At 75.5% G+C, this 22203-nt stretch carries 8 protein-coding genes and 1 pseudogene; 5 read left to right on the top strand and 4 right to left on the bottom strand.

Going from position 1 to position 22203, the window contains the following annotated elements:
- Window positions 1-27 precede the first annotated feature (27 nt).
- The 4 genes and pseudogenes from LCD33_RS09780 (at window position 28) to LCD33_RS09765 (ending at window position 14372) form a co-directional block, all read left to right on the top strand.
- The gene (locus LCD33_RS09780; RefSeq protein ID WP_224977748.1) at window positions 28-2787 is read left to right on the top strand and encodes a type I polyketide synthase; all 2760 of its coding nucleotides are present in this window, start codon (window positions 28-30) and stop codon (window positions 2785-2787) included.
- Complete coding sequence (locus LCD33_RS09775) at window positions 2682-6935, top strand: SDR family NAD(P)-dependent oxidoreductase (RefSeq protein WP_224977747.1); 4254 nt, start codon at window positions 2682-2684, stop codon at window positions 6933-6935. Before LCD33_RS09780 ends, LCD33_RS09775 begins: the two co-directional genes overlap by 106 nt.
- A gap of 90 nt (window positions 6936-7025) precedes the next feature.
- Window positions 7026-13103: pseudogene (locus tag LCD33_RS09770) on the top strand (SDR family NAD(P)-dependent oxidoreductase); the annotation flags it as partial.
- 81 nt (window positions 13104-13184) lie between these two features.
- Window positions 13185-14372: a cytochrome P450 gene (locus tag LCD33_RS09765; protein WP_224959397.1), complete on the top strand. Its 1188-nt coding sequence runs from the start codon at window positions 13185-13187 to the stop codon at window positions 14370-14372.
- A 383-nt stretch (window positions 14373-14755) separates the two neighbouring features.
- Here LCD33_RS09765 and LCD33_RS09760 read toward each other — a convergent pair whose 3' ends face one another.
- Genes LCD33_RS09760 through LCD33_RS09745 form a run of 4 tightly spaced genes read right to left on the bottom strand, consistent with a single transcriptional unit; the run spans window position 14756 to window position 18634 of the window.
- Complete coding sequence (locus tag LCD33_RS09760) at window positions 14756-14953, bottom strand: ferredoxin (protein WP_224959396.1); 198 nt, start codon at window positions 14951-14953, stop codon at window positions 14756-14758.
- A 28-nt stretch (window positions 14954-14981) separates the two neighbouring features.
- Window positions 14982-16148 carry a cytochrome P450 gene (locus LCD33_RS09755; RefSeq protein WP_224966413.1) on the bottom strand — a complete coding sequence of 389 codons (1167 nt, stop codon included), beginning with the start codon at window positions 16146-16148 and terminating at the stop codon, window positions 14982-14984.
- A gap of 30 nt (window positions 16149-16178) precedes the next feature.
- Window positions 16179-17231, bottom strand: a complete 1053-nt coding sequence (locus tag LCD33_RS09750) for a DegT/DnrJ/EryC1/StrS aminotransferase family protein (protein ID WP_224959394.1) — start codon at window positions 17229-17231, stop codon at window positions 16179-16181.
- Entirely contained in the window at window positions 17231-18634 is a 1404-nt protein-coding gene (locus LCD33_RS09745) for a glycosyltransferase (RefSeq protein ID WP_224959393.1), read from the bottom strand. The genes LCD33_RS09750 and LCD33_RS09745 overlap by 1 nt, the downstream gene beginning before the upstream one ends.
- A gap of 197 nt (window positions 18635-18831) precedes the next feature.
- On the opposite strand from LCD33_RS09745, the gene LCD33_RS09740 reads away from it, so the two are divergent.
- Complete coding sequence (locus LCD33_RS09740) at window positions 18832-21996, top strand: type I polyketide synthase (protein ID WP_308011256.1); 3165 nt, start codon at window positions 18832-18834, stop codon at window positions 21994-21996.
- The last annotated feature ends 207 nt before the right edge of the window (window positions 21997-22203 follow it).

Raw genomic sequence — 22203 nt, 5'->3', positions numbered from 1 at the left:
TGTCGAGACCGACCCACGGAGTTGATGATGACCTCTGGCGAGCACGCCCCGGTGGACCGGCAGGCGCAGGTCGAAAAGGCACTCCGCGCGTCGATGAAGGAGACCGAGCGGCTGCGCAGGCAGAACCAGCGGCTCCTCGCGCAGCGGTCCGAGCCGATCGCGATCGTGTCGATGGGCTGCCGCTACCCGGGCGGGATCCGCTCCCCGGAGCAGCTGTGGGAACTGGTCGACTCGGGCGGTGACGCCATCGGCGAGTTCCCCGCGGACCGCGGCTGGGACCTGGCGGAGCTGCGGGACGCGGGCACCGACGCGCGCGGCAACGAGGTGACCCGACGCGGCGGTTTCCTCGACGGCGTCGCCGACTTCGACCCCGGCTTCTTCGGCATCTCGCCCCGCGAGGCGCTGTCCATGGACCCGCAGCAGCGGCTGCTGCTGGAGGTGTCCTGGGAGGCCGTCGAACGCGCCGGGATCGACCCGGCCGTGTTGCGCGGCACCCGCACCGGCGCGTTCATCGGCACCAACGGGCAGGACTACGCCTACCTGGTGGTGCGCTCGCTGGCCGACGCCGACGGCGACGTGGGCACCGGCATCGCGGCAGGTGCCGTGTCCGGCCGGTTGTCCTACGAGCTGGGGCTGGAAGGCCCGGCGGTCACCGTGGACACCGCCTGCTCGTCCTCGCTGGTGGCCGTGCACCAGGCGGTGCACGCGCTGCGGGCCGAGGAGTGCTCGCTGGCGCTGGCCGGGGGCGTGAACGTGATGTGCACGCCGGGCGCGCTGCTGGAGTTCAGCAGGCAGGGCGGGCTCGCCACCGACGGCCGGTGCAAGGCGTTCTCCGACGCCGCGGACGGCACCGGCTGGGCCGAGGGCGTCGGGGTGCTGGTGCTGGAGCGGCTCTCCGACGCGCGCCGCAACGGGCACCCGGTGCTGGCGCTGGTGCGCGGCTCCGCGGTGAACTCCGACGGTGCCTCGAACGGGTTCACCGCCCCGAGCGGGCGTGCCCAGCAGCGGGTGATCCGGCAGGCCCTCTCCGCCGCCGAACTGTCCACTTCGGACGTCGATCTGGTGGAGGCGCACGGCACCGGCACCTCGCTGGGCGACCCGATCGAGGCGAGCAGCCTGCTGGCGACCTACGGGCAGGATCGAGCCGAACCGCTGCGACTGGGGTCGATCAAGTCCAACCTCGGGCACGCGCAGGCCGCCGCGGGCGTCGCCGGAGTGATCAAGGTGGTGCAGGCGATGCGGCACGGCGTGCTGCCCCGCACGCTGCACTGCGATCCGCCGTCCTCGCACGTGGACTGGTCGTCCGGCGCCGTCGAACTGCTCGCGGCCGCCGAACCGTGGCCGGAGACCGGCAGGCCGCGCCGTGCGGCGGTGTCCTCGTTCGGGGTCAGCGGGACCAACGCCCACGCGATCCTGGAGCAGGCCCCGGAGGAGACCGCGGACGCCGCCGAAACGCCGCCGGACGACGCCCCGTCCGGGGACGGCCGAGCCGGTGCGCTCTCGGACGCCGGTTCCGCCGTCGCCGCGTCCGCTGGTGGTCCCGCCGCTGCCCCGCCCGGCCCGGTGCCGTGGCTGGTCTCCGGCCGCACCGAGCAGGCGCTGCGCGACCAGGTGGGCGCGCTGCTCGCGCACCTCGACGCGCACCCGGGCGCCCGCGCCGAGGACGTGGCGTTCTCGCTGGCCACCACCCGCACCGCCTGCGAGCACCGGCTGGCCGCGGTCGGTGCCGACCGGACCGAGCTGCGGGACGCGCTCGCCGGGTGGCTCGACGGCACCGCGGCCGGCGCGCACCGCGGGCTGGTGGAGCGACCGGCGAAGCTCGCCGTGCTGTTCTCCGGGCAGGGCGCCCAGCGCGCCGGCGCCGGGCGGGAGCTCGCCGCGCGGTTCCCCGCGTTCGCCGACGCGCTGGCGGAAGTGCTCGCCGAACTCGACCCGCACCTGGACCGGCCGCTGCGCGAGCTGCTGTTCGCCGAGCCCGGCAGCGCCGACGCCGCGCTGCTGGACCGCACCGGATACGCCCAGCCCGCGCTGTTCGCCGTCGAGGTGGCGTTGCACCGGCTGCTCGAATCCTGGGGCGTCACCCCCGGTTTCGCGGCCGGGCACTCCCTCGGCGAGATCACCGCGGCGCACGTCGCCGGGGTGCTGTCGCTGCCGGACGCCGCCGCGCTCGTCGCCGCCCGCGGCCGCCTGATGCAGGCGTTGCCCGACGGCGGCGCGATGCTCGCGGTCCGCGCCACCGAGGACGAGGTGGCGCCGCTGCTGACCGACCGGGTCGCGGTGGCCGCGGTGAACGCCCCCGGCTCGGTGGTGCTCTCCGGCGCCGCGGACGAGCTGGACGCGGTGCGGCAGCGGCTCGACGCGGACGGCCGCACGACCACCCGGCTCGCGGTCAGCCACGCGTTCCACTCGCCGCTGGTGGACCCGGTGCTCGACGAGTTCCGGGCCGTGGTGCGGCGCTGCACCTTCGGTCGGCCGCGGCTGCCGCTGGTGTCGAACCTGACCGGCCGGACCGCCACCGCCGAGGAGCTCGCCGACCCGGAGCACTGGGTCCGGCACGTGCGCGCCCCCGGGGGGGGGGGGGGGGGGGGGGGCGCGCGCCCCCCCGCCCCCCCCGCCGGGCGCGCCCCCCCGGGCAGACGGCGCCGCCCGCCGGGCCCCATCGGGGGCGGCCCGCGCACGGGGTGCGCGCGCTCGCCGCCGACGGCGCCTCGGTGTTCCTGGAGGTGGGGCCGGACAGCGCGCTGTGCTCGATGGCGCAGGAGACCCTGGACCCGGGCACCCCGGTGATCCCGGTGCTGCGCCGCGACCGCGACGACCGCACCGCCGCGGTGACCGCGCTGGCCCGGCTGCACGTGGCGGGGGTTCCGGTCGACTGGGCGGAGTTCTTCGCCGGTGGCGCCGAGCGCGTCGCGCTGCCGACCTACGCGTTCCAGCACGAGCGGTACTGGCCGGACGCCGCGCCGCGGGCCGGGGACGCCGCCGGGCTGGGGCTGGCCGAGGCCGAGCACCCGCTGCTGGGGGCCGCGGTGGACGAGGCCGACGGCGGCGGAGTGCTGTTCACCGGCAGGCTGTCGCTGGCCACCCACCCGTGGCTGGCCGACCACGTGGTCGGCGGGCAGGTGTTCTTCCCCGGCACCGGTTTCCTGGAGCTCGCGGTGCGCGCCGCCGACCAGGTGGGCTGCGCCCAGGTCGAGGACCTGACGCTGGCCGCGCCGCTGGTGCTGCCGGCGCGCGGAGCGGTGCAGGTGCAGTTGCGGGTGGACGCGGCCGACGACGCCGGCCGCCGCGAGCTGCGGCTGCACTCACGGCCCGCCGACGACCCGGGCGCGCCGTGGATCCGGCACGCGACCGGGCTGCTCACCGAGCCGGAGCACGTGCTCGACTTCGACGCCTCCGCCTGGCCGCCGCCCGGCTCGTCCGAGGTGGACATCGCGTCGCTGTACGACGACTACGCCGCGACCGGGCTCGACTACGGGCCGGTGTTCCGCGGGCTGCGCGCGGTGTGGCAGCGCGGCGCGGAGCACTTCGCGGAGGTGCGGCTGCCCGCGGAGGTCCGCGACGCCGAGTCCTACGGCCTGCACCCGGCGCTGCTGGACGCGGTGCTGCACGCCACGGTGTTCGCCGCCGCCGAGCACGACGGCCGCGGGCTGCTGCCGTTCTCCTGGAGCGGTGCCTCGCTGCACGCCTCCGGTGCCGCGGTGGGGGGGGGGGGGGGGGCCCCCCCCGCCCCCGCGGGGGGGGCGGGGGGGGGCGCCGGCCCCCCCCCGCCCCCCCGGGCGGGGGGGGGGGCCCCGGGGGGGGGGCCGGCCGGTGCCGCCCCGGGGGCGGGGGGGGGGGGGGGGGGCCCCCCCCCCCGCGGCCGGGATTCCGTGCGGCTGGTCGCCGCCGACCCGCAGGGCATCCCGGTGCTGTCGGTGGACTCCCTGGTGCTGCGCGAGGCCGGTCCGGCCGCGGCGGCATCCGCCGGGCAGGACGAGCTGAACTCGCTGTTCCACGTCGACTGGGTGCCGCACCGCGGCGCCGCCGCGACCTCGCCCGCCGCGCGCTGGGCGGTGCTGGGCCCGGACGAGTTCGGTCTCGGCGTCCCGGAGGTGGTCGCCTCCCTCGCCGAGCTGCCGGACCCGGTGCCGGACTTCGTGGCGGTCCCGCTGCGCGGTGCGCGGACGAGCCCGGACGAGGTGCGCGCGTTGAACGGACGGGTGCTGGAGCTGGTCCGGCAGTGGCTCGCGGAGGACCGGTTCGCGGCCGCCCGGCTGGTGTTCGTCACCCGCGGCGCGGTGGCCGACGGCCCCGGCGCGGACCTCGCGGCGGCTTCCGCGTGGGGCCTGGTGCGGTCCGCGCAGGCCGAGCACCCGGGCCGGTTCCTGCTGCTCGACCTGGACGACCAGGGCGGCTCCGGCGGCGCGGGCGACCTGAACGGCTCGGGCGAGCTGGGCGGCGCGGGCGAGCTGGGCGGCTCGGGCGAGCTGGGCGGCTCGGACGACCTGGGCACCGCGAGTGGCGCGGCGCGCAGCGGTGCCGGACCGGACGGCGCGGTGCCCGGCGGTTCCGCCGCCGCGGTGCCCGCGGTGGTACCGGGGCTGGTCGCCGCCGACGAACCGCAAGCCGTGCTCCGCGGCGGCGAACCGCACGTGGCGCGGCTGGCGCCGCTGGCCACCGCGGGCTCGCTCGTCCCGCCCGCCGGGACGCCCTGGCACCTGGACAGCGCGGCCGGGGGCAGCCTGGACGACCTCGAACTCGTCCCGTTCCCGCAGGCCGCGGAACCGCTGACCGGCCGGGACGTGCGGGTGCGGATCGAAGCCGCCGGGGTGAACTTCCGGGACGTGCTCAACGCGCTCGGCATGTACCCGGGCGAGGCGGGCCCGTTCGGCTCGGAGGCGGCCGGGGTCGTGGTGGACACCGGCCCCGAAGTCGTCGACCTGCGGCCCGGAGATCGGGTGCTGGGCATGGTCTTCGGCGGTTTCGGTCCACTGGGGACGGTCGACGAGCGGTTCCTGGCGCGGATACCCGCGGCGTGGTCCTGGCCGACCGCCGCTTCGGTCCCGCTGGTCTTCCTCACCGCCTACCACGGCCTGGTGGATCTGGCGGGCCTGCGCGCCGGCGAGAAGGTGCTCGTGCACGCGGGAGCGGGCGGCGTGGGCATGGCGGCGATCCAGCTGGCCCACCACCTCGGGGCGGAGGTGTTCGCCACCGCCAGCGAGGGCAAGCAGCACGTGCTGCGGTCGCTGGGCGTCGCGGACGACCACATCGCCTCCTCCCGCGACACCGCCTTCGAGGCGGCGTTCGCGCGGGTCGCCGGGGACGGCGGCATCGACGTGGTGCTCAACGCGCTGTCCGGGGAGTTCATCGACGCCTCGCTGCGGTTGCAGCCCAGCGGCGGCCGGTTCGTCGAGATGGGCAAGACGGATCTGCGCGCGGACGTGCCCGGGGTGCGGTACCGCTCGTTCGACCTCGGGCTGGTCGACCCGGACCGCATCCAGGAGATGCTGCGCGCGGTGCTCGGCCTGTTCGACTCCGGCGCGCTGCGGCCGCTGCCGGTGCGGACCTGGGACGTGCGGCGGGCGCCGGAGGCGTTCCGGCACATGAGCCTCGCCCGGCACACCGGCAAGATCGTGCTCACCGTCCCGCGCGGCTGGGACCCGGACGGCACCGTGCTGATCACCGGAGGCACCGGCGGGCTCGGGGCGGAACTCGCCCGGCACCTCGTCGCCGAACGCGGCGTCCGGCACCTGCTGCTGGCGAGCCGCCGCGGCCCGGAGGCGCCCGGGGCGGCGGAGCTGCGCGCCGAACTCGCCGAGCACGGCGCCGAGGTCGTCCTCGCCGCCTGCGACGTGGCGGACCGGGACGCCGCCCGCGAGCTGGTGGGCGCGGTGCCCGCCGCGCACCCGCTGACCGCGGTGGTGCACACCGCGGGCGTCCTCGACGACGGGATCGTCGACGCGTTGACCCCGCAGCGGCTGGACGCGGTGCTGCGACCGAAGGTGGACGGGGCGTGGCACCTGCACGAGCTCACCGCCGACCTGGACCTGGCGGCGTTCGTCGTCTACTCCTCGGTGTCCGGGGTGCTGGGCAGCGCCGGGCAGGCCAACTACGCGGCGGGCAACGTGTTCCTGGACGCCCTCGCCCGGTACCGCCGGTCGCGCGGGCTGCCCGCGACGTCCCTCGCGTGGGGGGCGTGGGAGCAGGGCGTCGGCATGACCGCGGGGCTCGACGAGCGGGACCTGCGCCGCATCGGCGACAACGGGATGCCGCCGCTGCCGGTCGAGCGCGGGCTGGCCCTGTTCGACACCGCGATCGGCGCGGACGAACCGCTGGTGGTGCCGCTGGGCATCGGCTCGGCCGCGCCCCGCGCCCAGGGAGAGGTGCCCGCGCTGCTGCGCGGACTGGTGCGCTCGACGCGCCGGTCGGCGGCGGCCGCGGACCCCGCCGCGGAGCGGGCCGGGCTCGCCGAGCGCCTCGCCGGACTGCGCGGCCCGGAGCGCGAGCAGGAGCTGGTGCTGCTGGTCCGCGATGCGGCCGCCGCGGTGCTCGGCCACGGCTCGGCGGCGGAGATCGGTGCGGAGCGGGAGTTCCGCCGCATCGGGTTCGACTCGCTCACCGCCGTGGAACTGCGCAACCGGCTCGCCGCGACGACCGGGGTGCGGCTGCCCTCCACGCTGGTCTTCGACCACCCGACGCCGCTCGCGGTGGCGGGAGTGCTCGCCGCCGAGCTGGACCACCTGGAGCACGCCCTCGCCGCCGCCGAGTCCGGCGCCGAGGTCCGCCGCGAGGTCACCACCCGGTTGCACGGCCTGCTGGAGCGCTACGGCGACACCGCGCGGCACGGCGACGAGGAGACCGCGGAACCCGCGGTGGGCGAGCGCATCCAAGGGGCGAGCGCCGACGACCTGCTGACGTTCATCGACAACGAGCTCGGCAGGCGCACCCAGCCCTGACCGCAGCCCGCCGACACCGAACCGGACCCGTGCCGTGGCGCCGCGCGCGCCACCGCGGTCGTTCGCAGAGAGGAACCGACGATGCCGGACGAAAGCACTCTCGTCGATTACCTGAAGTGGGTCACCGCTGATCTGCACGAGACGCGCCAACGCCTGCACGAGGCGGAGACCGGCAGGCACGAGCCGGTGGCGATCGTCGGCATGGCCTGCCGGTTCCCCGGCGCCGACTCGCCGGAGCGGCTGTGGGAGCTGCTGTCGGCGGGCGAGGACGCGATCTCCGGGTTCCCCGCAGACCGCGGCTGGGACCTGGCGGCGCTCGGCGAGGGGCGCAGCGCCACCGGCCGCGGCGGGTTCCTGCCCGGTGCCGCCGACTTCGACCCGGGCTTCTTCGACATCTCCCCGCGCGAGGCGCTCGCGATGGACCCGCAGCAGCGGCACGCGCTGGAGGTGTCCTGGGAGGCGCTGGAGCGGGCCGGGATCGACCCGAAGTCGTTGCGGGGCAGCCGGACCGGGGTGTTCGTCGGCACCACCGGGCAGGACTACATCCACCTGGTGCTCGCCTCCGGCGAGGACCTGGAGGGGCACGCGTCGACCGGGATGGCGGCCAGCGTGCTCTCCGGCCGGGTGGCGTTCGCGCTGGGGCTGGAGGGCCCGGCGCTGACCGTGGACACCGCCTGCTCCTCCTCGCTGGTGGCGTTGCACCTGGCCGCGCAGGCGGTGCGCACCGGGGAGTGCTCGCTGGCGCTGGCCGGCGGCGTCACGATCATGACGACCTCGGCGAACTTCTCCTCGTTCAGCAGGCAGGGCGGGCTGGCGCCGGACGGGTTGTGCAAGGCGTTCTCCACCGACGCGGACGGCACCGCCTGGTCCGAGGGCGTCGGGATGCTCGCGGTCGAAACCCTCTCCGAAGCGCGGCGGCACGGGCACCGGGTGCTGGCGGTGCTGCGGGGCAGCGCGGTGAACCAGGACGGCGCGTCGAACGGCCTGACCGCGCCGAACGGACCCGCGCAGCAGCGGGTGATCCGCCAGGCCCTCGCCGGCGCCGACCTGTCCACTTCGGACGTGGACGTGGTGGAGGCGCACGGCACCGGGACCCGGCTGGGCGACCCGATCGAGGCGCAGGCGCTGCTGGCCACCTACGGGCGGGACCGGGAGCGGCCGCTGCTGCTGGGGTCGATCAAGTCGAACCTGGGGCACACCCAGGCCGCCGCGGGCGTCGCGGGCGTGATCAAGGTGGTGCAGGCGATGCGGCACGGCGAGCTGCCGCCGACGCTGCACGTGCGCAGCCCGTCCGAGCACGTGGACTGGGACACCGGTGCCGTCGAGCTGGCGACCGGCCGCACCGCGTGGCCCGCCACCGGGCATCCGCGCCGCGCCGGGGTGTCCTCGTTCGGGATCAGCGGCACCAACGCGCACGTGGTCCTGGAGCAGGCACCGGAGCCGCCGGAACCGGAACCCGAGCAGGTGCCGCGCCCGGCCGCGGTGCCGTGGCCGGTGTCCGGCCGCACCCCGGCCGCGTTGCGGGCCCAGCTGGACCGGCTCGCCGACTTCCGGGCCGAGCACCCGGGGTGCGACCGCCTCGACGTGGCGCGGTCGCTGGCGACCGGCCGGTCCGCCTTCGAACACCGGGCGGTGCTGCTGGCCACCGACGACGGCGTCGAGGAGGTGGCGCGCGGGGCGGTGGCCGCCGATCCGGGCAAGCTGGCGGTGCTGTTCTCCGGGCAGGGTTCGCAGCGGCTCGGCATGGGCCGCGAGCTGCACGCCCGGTTCCCGGTGTTCGCCGCGGCGCTGGACGCCGTGCTGGCGGAGCTGGACCGGCACCGCGACGACCCCCTGCGCGAGGTGATCTGGGGCGACGACCCGGCGGCGCTGGCGGACACCGGCAACACCCAGCCCGCGCTGTTCGCCGTCGAGGTGGCGCTGTACCGGCTGGCCGAGTCCTTCGGCGTGCGGGCCGACCTGCTCGGCGGCCACTCGGTGGGGGAGATCGCGGCCGCGCACGTCGCTGGCGTGTTCGCGCTCCCGGACGCCGCGAAGCTGGTGTCCGCCCGAGCCCGGCTGATGAGCCGGTTGCCCGCCGGGGGCGCGATGGTCGCGGTGCAGGCGAGCGAGACCGAAGTCGCGCCGTGGTGCACCGGCGCCACCGCGATCGCCGCGATCAACGGACCGCGGTCGACCGTGGTGTCCGGTGACGAGCGGGGCGTGCAGCACGTGATCGACCGGGCGCGGGCCGACGGGCGCGCGGCGAAGCGGCTCCGCGTCAGCCACGCGTTCCACTCGCCGCTGGTGGACCCGGTGCTGGCCGAGTTCCGCGCGGTGGTGCGGGAGTTGTCGTTCGCCCCGGCGGAGATCCCGGTCGTGTCCAACCTGACCGGGGAGCGGGCCACCGCGGAGCTGAGCACCCCGGAGTACTGGGTGCGCCACGTCCGGGAGGCGGTGCGCTTCGCCGACGGGGTGCGGGCGCTGTCCGAGGCGGGCGCGCAGACCTTCCTGGAACTGGGGCCGGACGGCTCGCTGTGCGCGATGGCCCAGGAGTCGCTGCCCACGACCGCGGTGGAAGTGCCCGCGCTGCGCCGGGGCCGCCCGGAGGAGGCGGCGTTCATGACCGCGCTCTCCCGGTTGCACGTGCGCGGACTGCGGGTGGATTGGGCGGAGCTGTTCGCCGGAACCGGGGCGCGCCGCGTCGACCTGCCCACCTACGCCTTCCAGCACGAGCGGTTCTGGCCCGCGCCGTCGGCCGGAGCCGCGGACGCGGCCGGGCTGGGGTTGCGCGCGGTGCACCACCCGGTGCTCGGCGCCGCGGTGGGGCTGGCCGGTTCCGGCGCGGTGGTGCTGACCGGCCGGATCGCGGCGGACGCGGCGCGCGGCGTCGTGCCGGCGGCCGCGTTCGCGGAGCTGGCGCTGCGGGCGGCCGACGAGGTGGGCTGCGACCAGGTGGCGGAGCTGGTGCTGGGCGCCGAACCGGTGTCCGCGGCGGAACCGGTCGCGGTGCAGCTGCGGATCGAGGAGGCCGACGGGTCCGGCCACCGGGAGTTCGCGGTGCACACCCGGCCCGCGGCGGCCGAGGACGCCGAGTGGGTCGAGCGCGGCACCGGCGTGCTGGCCGCCGCGGCCGCACCGGAGGTCGACTTCGACGGGGAGCCGCCCGCCGGGGCCGAACCGCTGTCGCGGGACGAGCCGTTCGAGGTGCTGCACCGGGACGGAGCCGTGTTCGCCGAGGTCGCGCTGCCCGCGGGAGTGCCCGCCGCGGGCCACGACCTGCACCCCGCGCTGCTGGACGCGGTGGCCCGCGTCGCCGCGGCCGTGCCCGGTGCGGGCGGCGCGCGCGCCACCCGCTGGAGCGGGATGTCCTTGCACGCCACCGGTGCCGAGGTGTTGCGCGTGCGGGCGCGCCCCGGCGCGGACGGGGCCGAGGTCGTCGCCGTCGACGGCCGGGGGAACCCGGTGCTGGTGGTGGCCTCGCTGCACCACGACGGGGAAACCCCGGCCGCTCCCCGGGAACCGGACACCGCCGCGGCCGCCGCGGACGTGGACGTGTCCCGCTCGCTGTTCGGGCTGAACTGGGTTCCCGGCCCCGCGCCGAAGCCGGTCGGCGGGCGGCGCTGGGCGATCGTCGGCGGCGACGAGTTCGACCTGGCGTACGCGCTGCACCGCGCGGACGAGGCGGTGGTGGGCTACGGCGAGTCGCTGTCGGACCTGACGCGCGGCGGCACCGCACCGGACGTGTTCCTGGTCCCGGTGACCGGCGGTGCCGCGGCGGAACCGGACGCGGTGCACGAGCTGGCCCGCCGTGCGCTCGCCCTGCTCCAGGAGTGGCAGTCCGACCAGCGGCTCACCGGTTCGCACCTGGTGTTCGTCACCCGGGGCGCGGTGTCGGTGTCCGGCGAGGCGCTTGCGGACGTGGCCGCGGCGGCGGTGTGGGGCCTGGTGCGGTCCGCGCAGGCCGAGGAGCCCGCGGGGCGGTTGCTGCTGATCGATCTGGACGACGCGTTCACCTCGGCGGCGGTGCTGCCCGGGTTGCTGGGCGCCGAGGAACCGCAGCTCGCGGTGCGCCAGCGGGAGGTCCGGGTGGCACGCCTGGTGCCGCTGCCCGCGGCCGGGCACGCTGTGGAGTCCACAGTGGACGATTCTGGTGGCGGTGCGGGCGCGGTGAACGGCGGTGGCTCGACGGCCGCGCGGCGTCGCGACCCGGCGGCACCCGCGAACTGGCATCCCGAGGGCACCGTGCTCATCACCGGCGGCACCGGTGGGCTCGGCGCCGAACTGGCCCGGCACCTGGTCGCCGAGCACGGCATCCGGCACCTGGTGCTGGCGAGCCGCCGCGGTCCGGCGGCACCGGGCGCGCTGGAGCTGCGCGCGGAGCTCACCGCGCACGGCGCCGAGGTGCGGATCGCCGCCTGCGACGCGGCGGACGCGGCGGCGGTGGCCGGGCTGCTGGCCGAGATCCCCGCCGCGCACCCGCTCACCGCCGTGGTGCACACCGCGGGCGTGCTCGACGACGGCGCGATCGGCTCGCTCACCGCCGACCGGCTGGACCGGGTGCTGCGGCCGAAGGTGGACGCCGCGTGGCGGCTGCACGAGGCGACCCGGGACCGGGACCTGGCCGCGTTCCTGCTGTACTCCTCGGTCTCCGGCGTGATGGGCGGCCCCGGCCAGGGGAACTACGCGGCCGCCAACGCCTTCCTGGACGCCCTGGCGCAGCACCGCCGCGCGCAGGGCCTGCCCGCGCAGTCGCTCGCCTGGGGGCCGTGGGCGCCGGCGAGCGGGATGACCGCCGCGCTCACCGAGGCAGACCGGGAGCGGATGGCCGGGTCCGGGCTGCCGCCGCTGTCCGCGGCGCAGGGCCTGGCGCTGTTCGACGCCGCGCGCACCCGGGACGAGGCCCTGGTGGTGCCGATCCGCACGAACGCCACGGGCATGCGCGGGCAGGGGCACGTGCCGCCGGTGCTGCGGGAGCTGATCCCCGCGTCCCGCCGCCCCGCCGCGGCGGCGCGCGGTTCCGCGGGCTCGCGGGGCGAGCGGATCGCCGCGGCCGACGGCGCGGACCGGCACCGGCTGCTCACCGAGCTGGTGGTGGAGCACGCCGCCGCCGTGCTCGGGCACCGGGACGCGGCCGCGGTCGACCAGGAACGGGACTTCCTGGAACTGGGCTTCGATTCGCTGATCGCCGTCGAGCTGCGCAACCGGGTGGGGGAGGAGCTGGACCTGCGGCTGGCGGCTTCGGTCGTGTTCGATGCCAGGACCCCGGACGCGCTGGCCCGGTGGCTGGGCGGCGAACTCGACGCGCGGGTCGCGCCCGCCGCGGGCGGGGCCCGGTCCCAGGGCGGGCCGAACGACACCCTGGTGAACCTGTTCCTGTCCGGCGTGCACTGCGGCAAGCGCAAGGAGTCGATGCGGATGCTGGGCGCGGTCGCCGCGACCCGCCCGACCTTCGAGACGCCCGCCGAGCTGGCCGAGCTGCCCGAGCCGGTGACGCTGGCCGACGGCCCGACCGATCCGCGGCTGATCTGCGTGAGCTCGCCGGGCGCGACCGGCGGGGTGCACCAGTACGCGCGGATCGCCGCGCACTTCCGCGGGATCCGGCACGTCTCGGCGCTGCCGCTGGTCGGTTTCGGGTCGGGGGAGGCGCTGCCGGAGCACGGCGCGGCGGCGGTCCGCTCGGTCGCGGAGAGCGCGCTGCACGGCAGCGACGGCGATCCGTTCGTGCTGATCGGGCACTCCACCGGCGGCACCATCGCCTACCACGCGGCGGGCCTGCTGGAGGACACCTGGGGCGTGCGTCCCGAGGCGGTGGTCCTGCTGGACACGCTGAGCCTGCGCTACGACGACAACGACGACATCGACTACGACGAGGTGGCGAACTACTACCTGGCCGACATCGATTCCCCGTCGGTGAACCTCAACAGCGCCCGGCTCTCGGCGATGGTGCACTGGTACAACAAGGTCGCCGCGTTCGCGGACGCCCCGGTGACCACCGCGCCGACCTTGCTGGTGCGCTGCTCGGTGCCCGTCCCGGGCAGCCGCGGCACGAAGGCGCCGCCGGTGATCGACACCGATGCGGTGCGGACCATCGAGGCCGACCACCTCTCGCTGGCCAAGGAGCACTCGGAGCTGACCGCGCAGGTGGTGCGCGACTGGCTCGCCGAGCTGGTGCCCGCCCGAACCTGATCCCCTCGCGGGCCCGCCGCGCCCCGCGCGGCGCCCCGCAGGTTGTCCGCGCAGTCGATCCGTACAGCGGAGGAATCGCCCATGAGTCAATCCCTCGACCTGCCGAAGCTGGGCACCGGTCCCTCGGCCATGCTCCGCCCGCCGAAGGAGCTGCGGGACCTGCAGGAACAGGCTCCGGTCTGCAAGGTGCGCACGCCCGCCGGGGACGAGGCGTGGCTGGTGACCCGGCACGAAGAGGTCAAGCAGCTGCTCAAGGACGAGCGGATCAACCGCTCGCACCCCGATCCGCCCTCGGCGCCCCGCTACGTGGACACCCCGTTCTTCAACTTGCTGATCACCGATTCCGACCCGGCGGAGGCGACCCGGCTGCACCGGGAGATGCGGTCGCTGCTGACACCGAGCTTCTCCGCCCGCAGGCTGGCCCGGCTGCGCCCGAAGGTGGTGGAGCTGGCCGAGGAGATGGTGCAGGCGCTGGTGGACAAGGGTCCGCCGGTCGACCTGCACGCCGAGTTCTCCCAGCCGTTCGCGCTGCAGGTGCTCTACGAGCTGATCGGCGTGCCGCCGGAGGACCGGATGCACATCGTGCGGATGCTGGGCCGGATGGCGGTGCTCGGCGACCCCGCGGCCGCGGAGGAGGGCGCCGCCGAGCTGTTCGGCTACATCTCCGAGCTGGTGGGCCGCAAGCGCGGCGACCCGGGCGAGGACGTGATCTCCCGGCTCTGCGAGGCGGGCCTGGACGACGAGCGGATCGGCACCCTCGCCGCCGGCGTGCTGTTCGCCGGATTGGACAGCGTGATCAGCCACATCGACGTCGGCGTGCTGGTGCTGGCGGGCAACCCGGACAAGCGGGACGCCGCGATGCGCGACGCCGGCACGATGGCGATCGCGGTGGAGGAGGTGCTGCGCGCGGCGAAGGCGGGCAGCTCGATGCTGCCGCGCTGGGCGGCCGAGGACGTGGAGATCGGTGGGGTGACGATCCGGACCGGCGAGCTGGTGCTGCTGGACTTCACGCTGTCCAACTTCGACGAGCGCGCCTTCGAGGACCCGGAGCGCTTCGACGTGGGCCGGGTGCCGAACCCGCACCTGACCTTCGGGCACGGGGTGTGGCACTGCATCGGGGCCCCGCTGGCGCGCGTGGAGCTGCAGACGGCGTTCAGCACGCTGTTCGGCCGCATCCCGAACCTGCAGGTCGCGGTCGCGCCGGAGGACCTGAAGCTGGAGAGCGGCCAGCTCTCCGGCGGCGTCCTGGAACTGCCGATCACCTGGTGAGCGGGCGGGTGCCGCGGCGGAACGCCCCGCCGCGGCGCCCCCGGGCCGGCGCGGTGGCGCCGCGCGGCCGATGCGGACGCGGCCGCTGGATGCCCGGTCGGCGAGTGCCCAACCGACGGGTGCCCAGCCGACGGGTGCCCAGCCGGCGGGTGCGCGGCCGAAGAGTTCGCGGCCGACGGGTGCCCGGCCGAGGGCGGCAGGGCCGACGAGGGTGCGGGCGAAGGCGCGGACGAGGTGCCGCGCGGCGAGTGCGGTGCTCCGGAGATCCATACCTCCGATGCTGCCCGCGTCGAACACGGGTTCGCATCGCTGGATCGGGCGTGACTCGGACGGGGGACAACCCACCCGCCGCAACGGGTGGGCCGCCCACCTGCGGTGGAGCCTCAGGCCTCTTCGACGGTGATCGCCTGCGACGGGCAGATCAGGGCCGCCTGGCGCACGTCGTCCGCGTGCTCCGCGCCGGGCGTCTCGTCGAGCAGCGTCACGACGCCGTCGTCGTCCTGGTCGAACACGTCGGGCGCGGACAGCACGCACTGTCCGGCACCGACGCAGCGGTCCTTGTCCGCGGTGATCTTGAGCATGGCTGTCTCCTTCGGGAACGGTGCGTGGTCACCAGCGGACCGGCAGTGAGTGCAGCCCGAACAGCACGCCGTCGTACTTGAAGGGCAACTCCTCCACCGGTACCGCCGGTTCCAGCTTAGGGATGCGCTCGAACAGGACCCGGTACGCGAGGTCCATCTCCCCGCGCACCAGGTTCTGCCCGAGGCACTGGTGCACCCCGTAGCCGAAGGCCACGTGGTGCCGCGCGGCGCGCGTCGGGTCGAAGCGGTGCGGGCAGCCGAAGGCGGCCTCGTCGTGGTTGGCGGCGGCGACCAGCGGGACGATGCCCTCGCCCTTCGCGATGCGCTGGCCGCTGATCTCCAGGTCGTCGACGGCGACCCGCAGCGCCACCAGGTCGGCCACCGAGTGCAGCCGCAGCAGCTCCTCGACGATGCCGTCGGCGCCGATCCACTCGGGGTGCAGCAGCAGCGTCAGCACGCCCAGCGAGATGTTGTTCGCGGTCGTCTCGTGCCCGGCGATGAGCAGCAGCATCGCGACGCCGGACAGCTCGGCGGCGGACATGGTGCCCACCGCGAGCAGCCGGCTGATCAGGTCGTCGCCCGGCCGCTTCTCCTTGATCGAGATGAGCCTGCCGAGGTAGCGCAGCAGCTCCGTGGTGGCGGCCTCGCGCTCCTGGTCGGTGGCGGTGGTGCTGACCAGCGTCCGGGTCTTGGCCTCGAAGAAGTCCCGGTCCGCCTTCGGCACCCCGAGCAGGCTGGAGATCACCAGCGACGGCACCGGCAGCGCGAAGTCCGCCACCAGGTCCGCGGTATCGCCCGCGGCGAGCATGGCGTCCACCCGGTCCTGCACGACCTGCTCGATGGCGGGGCGCATGTCCCGGATGCGGCGCACCGAGAACTCGGAGATCAGCGTCTTGCGGAACCGGTCGTGGTCGGGCGGGTCGAGCGCCACGAACCAGCCGGGCATGGTGTCGGGGGAGGGCACGCCACCGGTCTTGCCGAGCAGGCTGGGGAACCCCTCGTGCGTCGGGTTGGAGCTGACGCGCGGGTCGGTGAGCACGGTGCGCACGTCCTCGTGCCGCGTCACCAGCCACACGACGGCGCCGGTGGGCAGCCGGGCGCGCACCAGCCCGGGCCGCGCGCGGAAGTCGGCGTACTCGGCGGGCGGGAACGACGCGCCGGGGCGGCGCATCGGGAAGTCGACCACGTCGGACATGATCCGCACTCCATCGTCGTCTGCTGGTGGTCAGTTCCGGCCGTAGAACTCGCGGATGCGGGCCACGACGTGCTCCTGGTCGGCGGCGGTGAGCCCGGTGTAGGTGGGCAGGTAGAGCCCGTCCGCGCTGAGCCGGGCGGCGTTGAGCTCGGGCCAGGCGGCGTCGAAGTAGCCGGGCTGGCGGCTCATCGGCTTGAAGAACAGCCGGGTCTCGATGCCGTGCTCGGCGAGGTGGGCGCGCAGCCCCTCGCGGTCGCGGGCGCGCAGGTCGTACATCCACAGCACGTCGCGCGGCGGCATCAGCCCGATGCCGTCGACGTCGCGCAACCCCTCGTCGTAGCGCTGCTCGATCTCCTTCCGCAGTGCGAGGATCTCGTCGAGCCGTTCGGTCTGGGCGAGGGCGACGGCGGCCTGCATCGCGGTCATCCGGAAGTTGTAGGCCAGCTTCTTGTGCAGGAAGCCGTGATCCGCGGTGAAGGCCATGCCGCGCAGGTGCGCGAGCTGCCCGGCCAGCCACGGGTCGCCGGTGAGGCAGATCCCGCCCTCCCCGGCCGTAATGATCTTGTTGGCGAACAGCGAGAAGCAGGCGATGTCGGCGACCGGCGGTACCCCGTGCGCTTCCGCGGAGTCCTCCACGACGCGCAGGCCGTACTGGTGCGCCAGCTCCATGATCGGGTCCATCGCGCAGCGCCTGCCGTACACGTGCACGGGCATGATCACCTTGGTGCGCGGGGTGATCTTCTCCTCGATGCGGTCCACGTCGATGTTCAGGTCGTCGCCGCAGTCCACGAACACCGGGGTCGCGCCGTGGTAGGTGACCGCCCAGGCGGAGGCGATCATGGTGAACTCGGGGACGATGACCTCGTCGCCGGGCCCGACCCCGAGCGCGCGCAGCGCCAGCGTCAGCGCCGTGGTGCCCGAGGAGCAGGCAACGCCGTGCGCGGACCCGTGCCTGCGGGCGAACTCCTCCTCGAAGCGCGGCACGAACGGGCCCTGCGAGGAGATCCAGCCCCCGGCGACGGCCTCGGTGACGTACTCCTGCTCGCGGCCCCGCAACCAGGGCTGGGAGACCGGAACGCGCATCACAGCCCCGCCTTCTGCGCGGCGAGCGCGGGCAGGCCGGTCAGCAGGTCCGCGGCCGCCTCCCGGCCACCCGCGTCGCGCAGCAGCTGCCCGAACACCTCGGCGCGGTCCCGGAACGACTGCTCGTCGAGCACCCGGGTGAGCTTGTCCAGCACGTCCGCGACGTCGATCGTCTCCGGCCGGTCCAGGGTGAGGCTCACCCCGAAGTCGCGGCCGCGCACCGCCTGGTCGTCGCAGTCCACCCACAGCGGCCGGACCACCAGCGGCTTGCCGAAGTGCAGGCCTTCGTGGAAGCCGTTGCCGCCCGCGTGGGTGAAGAACAGCCGCACCGAGGGGTGTGCGAGCACGTCCAGCTGCGAGGGCACCCAGGCCTCCACCCGCAGGTTCGCGGGCAGCTCGTCCGCCGGGGGCAGCAGGTGCTGCTGCTCGGCGGGCAGCTTCCACAGCACGTCGGTGCCGCGCTCGCCGAGCCTGCGGGTGACCTCCAGCAGCGAGCGCACCTGCTCGGCGGTGAGCCGCGTGATGGTGCCGAAACCCATGTACACCACGGAGTCACGCGCGGACAGCCAGGCGGCGAGCCCGTCGTCCTCGGGCGCCTGCGGCAGCGGCGGCACCATCGTGCCGACCAGCCGCAGGTGCTCGGGGGCGGAGAACGGGTAGTCCAGTTCGGGGACGGAGTAGCACAGCACCAGCTCCGCGTGCTCGATGCGGGACATGAACCCGCCCGCCTCCGGCGCGATGCCCAGCTCGTCGCGGATCCGCTGGTCCCGGGCGGCGCGTTCGCGCAGCTCCTTGGTGAGGAACATGCCGAGCGTGCGGAACTTGAACACCCGGTTCGCGAGCCGCTGCCACGGCGACATCTCGTAGGGCAACCCGGAGTGCGGGACGGGGAAGTCCGGTCCGGTGTAGGACTTCGCGAACGGGATGTGCGAGGTGAGCACGTTGCTCGGCATGAACGGCACGCCCAGCACGAACGGGATGCCCTTGGTGATGGCCAGTTCGCAGCCGTAGGAGCACATGCTCTCCACGACCAGCAGCGCCGGGCGGATCTCCTCGACGGCGGCCTCCAGCGCGCGGTACTTGTCGATGCGCGCCTCGGGGGAGAAGGTGTGCCGGATGACCGCGCGGTGCGCCTTGAAGCGGGACCGCTGCGTGACCTCCCGGTACACCTCGTCGTCCCAGGTGACCGCGGACATCTCCGGGACGACCGGGCCGAGCGGGACGAAGTGCACCGGGCTGTCCACCTGCTGCGCGGCCACCTCGTCGCGCCGGTTGTCGTCGGTGGCGAAGTGCAGGTCGGCGACACCGCGCCGGGACAGCTCCTGCGCCAGCACGAGCAGCGGGTTGAGCAGCCCGCTCTCCGGGTAGCTGACGAACAGGATCGGCCGCCGGGTCGATTCCATGGGCACACCCTCCAGAGTCGGCGTCCCGGCCGGGACGGGGAACTTTCTCCCACAGCGGGGTGCGGGGAATCCTTAGTCCTGCGCCCGCTTCCAGCCCCGCGACCTGCGGCTCTAGGGAAAAGTACAGCGAATCGGCACCTACGCTGCGCACTCGAATGGTGCAGTCCCGCCCGACTTCTCCTGAGGTGGTGCAGCGCATGACGATCCGGCGCACGACGAGCCCGACCGGTGCCGATCCCGGTGGCGCGGCCGATCCGATCGCGGTGGTGTCGATGGCGTGCCGGTTCCCCGGTGGGGTGCGGTCCCCGGAGGACCTGTGGGAGCTGGTGGGCTCCGATTCCGGTGCGGCGTCGGCGTTTCCGCTCGACCGGGGCTGGGACGTGGACGCGCTGCGCGCGGCCTGTGCGGTGGAGACCGGGGGTTTCCTGCCGGACGCGGCCGGGTTCGACGCGGAGTTCTTCGGGATCTCGCCGCGGGAGGCGCTGGCGATGGATCCGCAGCAGCGGGTGCTGCTGGAGGTCGTCTGGGAGGCGCTGGAGCGCGCCGGGATCGACCCGGAGTCGTTGCGTGGCAGCCGGACCGGCGTGTTCGCGGGCCTGCACGGCCAGGACTACGCGGTGGCCGCGGAAGGCGCGGCGGAGGACGTGAGCGGGCACGCGGTGACCGGGTTCTCGCCCGCGGTCGCCGCCGGCCGGGTGGCGTACCTGCTGGGGTTGTCCGGTCCGGCGCTGGCGGTGGACACGGCGTCCTCGTCGTCGCTGGTGGCGGTGCACGTGGCGGCGCGGTCGCTGGCGGCGGGCGAGTGCGAACTGGCGCTGGTGGCGGGGGTGTCGGTGATGTCCACGCCCGCCGCGTTCGTCGGCTACTCGCGGCAGGGCGGGCTGGCCGCCGACGGTCGCTGCAAGCCGTTCTCCGCCGACGCGGACGGCACGGCCTGGTCGGAGGGCGCCGGGGTGGTGCTGCTGGAACCGCTGTCGCGGGCGCGCGAGCACGGACACGAGGTGCTGGCGCTGCTGCGCGGGTCGGCGGTGAACTCCGACGGCGCCTCGACCGGTCTGACCGCGCCGAGCGGGGCGGCGCAGCGCGCGGTGATCCGGGACGCGCTCGCCGCCGCCGGACTCGAACCGTCCGATGTGGACGTGGTGGAGGCGCACGGCACCGGGACCCCCGTGGGCGATCCGGTGGAGGCCGAGGCACTGCTGGCGACCTACGGGCAGGACCGGGAGGTGCCGCTGCTGCTGGGATCGCTGAAGGGCCACCTGGGACACGCGCAGGCCGCCGCCGGCATGGCCGGGTTGATCAAATCGGTGCTGGCGCTGAGCCGGGACCGGCTGCCGGGCATCCGGAACCTGCGCGCCCCGACCACCGAGGTGGACTGGACCGCGGGTGCGGTGGAGGTGCTGGCCGGGCCCGCGCCGTGGCCGCGCACCGACCGGGTGCGCCGCGCCGGGGTGTCCTCGTTCGGCATCAGCGGGACGAACGCGCACGTCATCGTGGAACGACCGGAGCCGGTCGAGCAGGCGGAGCCGGCTGCCGAGATCGAGCCGGCGGCGGTGCCGCTGCCGGTGTCGGCGCGCTCGGCCGGGGCGTTGGAGGAGCTGGTCGCCCAGGTCGCGGACCTGGCCGACGGGAGCTCGGGCCCCCCGGTGGACCTGGGCTGGTCGCTGGCGACGCGGCGGCACCTCTTCGAGCGGCGCGCGGTGCTGCTGAGCACCGCGGACGGCACGGCCGAGGTGGCGCGCGGGACCGCCGAGGACGGGCCGCTGGCGGTGCTGTTCTCCGGGCAGGGTTCGCAGCGGCTCGGCATGGGCCGCGAGCTGCACGCCCGGTTCCCGGTGTTCGCCGCGGCCTTCGACGAGGTCCTCGCCGAGCTGGACCCGCACCTGGAGCGGCCGCTGCGCGAGGTGGTGTGGGGCGCCGACCAGGCCGCGCTGGACGGGACGGGGTGCGCGCAGCCCGCGCTGTTCGCGGTCGAGGTCGCGCTGTTCCGCCTCGCCGAGTCGCACGGCATCCGCCCCGGCCACGTGGGTGGCCATTCGGTCGGCGAGGTGACCGCCGCGCACGTCTCCGGTGCGCTGCCGCTGCCGGACGCGGCGGCGCTGATCGCGGCCCGGGGCCGGTTGATGCAGGCGCTGCCGCCCGGCGGCGCGATGGCCGCGGTGCAGGCGGCGGAGGCGGAGGTGGCCCCGCTGCTCACGGACCGGCTGGGTGTGGCCGCGGTGAACGCGCCGGACGCGGTGGTCGTCTCCGGTGACGCCGAGCAGGTGGCCGCGCTGGCCGAGCATTTCACCGAGCTGGGCCGCAAGGCGAACCGGCTGCGGGTGTCGCACGCCTTCCACTCGCCGTTGGTGGAACCGGTGCTGGCGGAGTTCCGCGAGGTCGTCGCGGGCCTGTCGTTCGCCGAGCCGTCGATCCCGGTGGTGTCCAACCGCACCGGTGCCCTCGCCGGGCCGGGCGAGCTGTCCGATCCGGAGCACTGGGTGCGGCACGTGCGGGAACCGGTGCGGTTCGCCGACGGTGTCGCCGCGCTGCACGCGGCGGGGGTGCGGCGGTTCCTGGAGCTGGGGCCGGACGGCGTGCTGTCCGGGCTGGTGCCGGAGTCGGTGCCGGACGGCCGCGCGGTCGTCGTGCCCGCGTTGCGCCGGGATCGGGACGAGGAGGCGGCGTGGGTGACCGCGCTGGCCCGGCTGCACGTCACCGGCGTCCCGGTGGACTGGTCCGCGGTGTTCGCCGGTACCGGGCCGCGTCCGGTGGCGCTGCCGACCTACCCGTTCCAGCACGAGCGGTTCTGGCCGACGAGGACGACCGCGGGCCCGGTCGCGGCGAGCGCTGCGGGAACCACGGCGCCGCAACGGGTTCCGGAGGTGCCGGACCGGTTCGCCGAGCTGCCGGAGCGCAAGCGGGTGCCGTTCCTGCTGGACCTGGTGCGCGCCGAGGCCGCCGCGGTCCTCGGGCACCGCGACCTCGACCGGGTGGGCGCGGACCGGGTGTTCAAGGAGGCGGGCTTCGAGTCGCTGACCGGCGTGGAGCTGCGGGACAGGCTGGGCGCCGCGACGGGCCTGCGGCTGCCGACCTCGCTGGCGTTCGACCGCCCCACCCCGCGCGCGGTGGCCGAGCACCTCGCCGGGCTGCTCGCCGCCGATCTCCCGACGACGGACCTGACCGCCGAGCTGGCCGACTGGGAACGCCGCCTGGCCGACGTTCCCGCGGACCCGGCGGAGCGGGAACGACTGGCGGCCCACCTGGACCGCCTCGCCGCGCGCCTCCGCGGGGCCCCGCCGAACGACACCGCCGACGACGACGTAGCCGAAGCCTCCCTGGACCGCCTCCTCGACCTCATCGACGAGGAGTTCGTCGCCTGACCCCTTCCTCTCCGTCGTCCCGTCAGCGGCGCAGCCGCTGAGCAGCCGACCACCGCAGCAACAGGACCACCAGCGGGTTCTCAGCGGTGTCCTCGTGAGGACAGCGTTTTCACACGTGGCGGAGCCACCGGTGAGAACGATCCCGCAGCGAGGGCGCCGCTGAGGTTCCGCCACCGGACCCGCGAAGCACGACGAGTTCGGAGATCG

The organism is Saccharopolyspora sp. 7B, assembly GCF_020177435.1.
In the GTDB taxonomy this organism is placed as follows: Bacteria; Actinomycetota; Actinomycetes; order Mycobacteriales; family Pseudonocardiaceae; genus Saccharopolyspora_C; species Saccharopolyspora_C gregorii.
This window is presented reverse-complemented; position numbering and strand designations above follow the sequence as displayed.

Excerpts from the sequence above, each read along its gene's own strand:
- LCD33_RS09780 (WP_224977748.1), top strand. The coding sequence starts at position 28 with ATGACCTCTGGCGAGCACGCCCCGGTGGACCGGCAGGCGCAGGTCGAA.
- LCD33_RS09765 (WP_224959397.1), top strand. The coding sequence starts at position 13,185 with ATGAGTCAATCCCTCGACCTGCCGAAGCTGGGCACCGGTCCCTCGGCC.
- LCD33_RS09760 (WP_224959396.1), bottom strand. The coding sequence starts at position 14,953 with ATGCTCAAGATCACCGCGGACAAGGACCGCTGCGTCGGTGCCGGACAG.
- LCD33_RS09755 (WP_224966413.1), bottom strand. The coding sequence starts at position 16,148 with ATGTCCGACGTGGTCGACTTCCCGATGCGCCGCCCCGGCGCGTCGTTC.
- LCD33_RS09750 (WP_224959394.1), bottom strand. The coding sequence starts at position 17,231 with ATGCGCGTTCCGGTCTCCCAGCCCTGGTTGCGGGGCCGCGAGCAGGAG.
- LCD33_RS09745 (WP_224959393.1), bottom strand. The coding sequence starts at position 18,634 with ATGGAATCGACCCGGCGGCCGATCCTGTTCGTCAGCTACCCGGAGAGC.
- LCD33_RS09740 (WP_308011256.1), top strand. The coding sequence starts at position 18,832 with ATGACGATCCGGCGCACGACGAGCCCGACCGGTGCCGATCCCGGTGGC.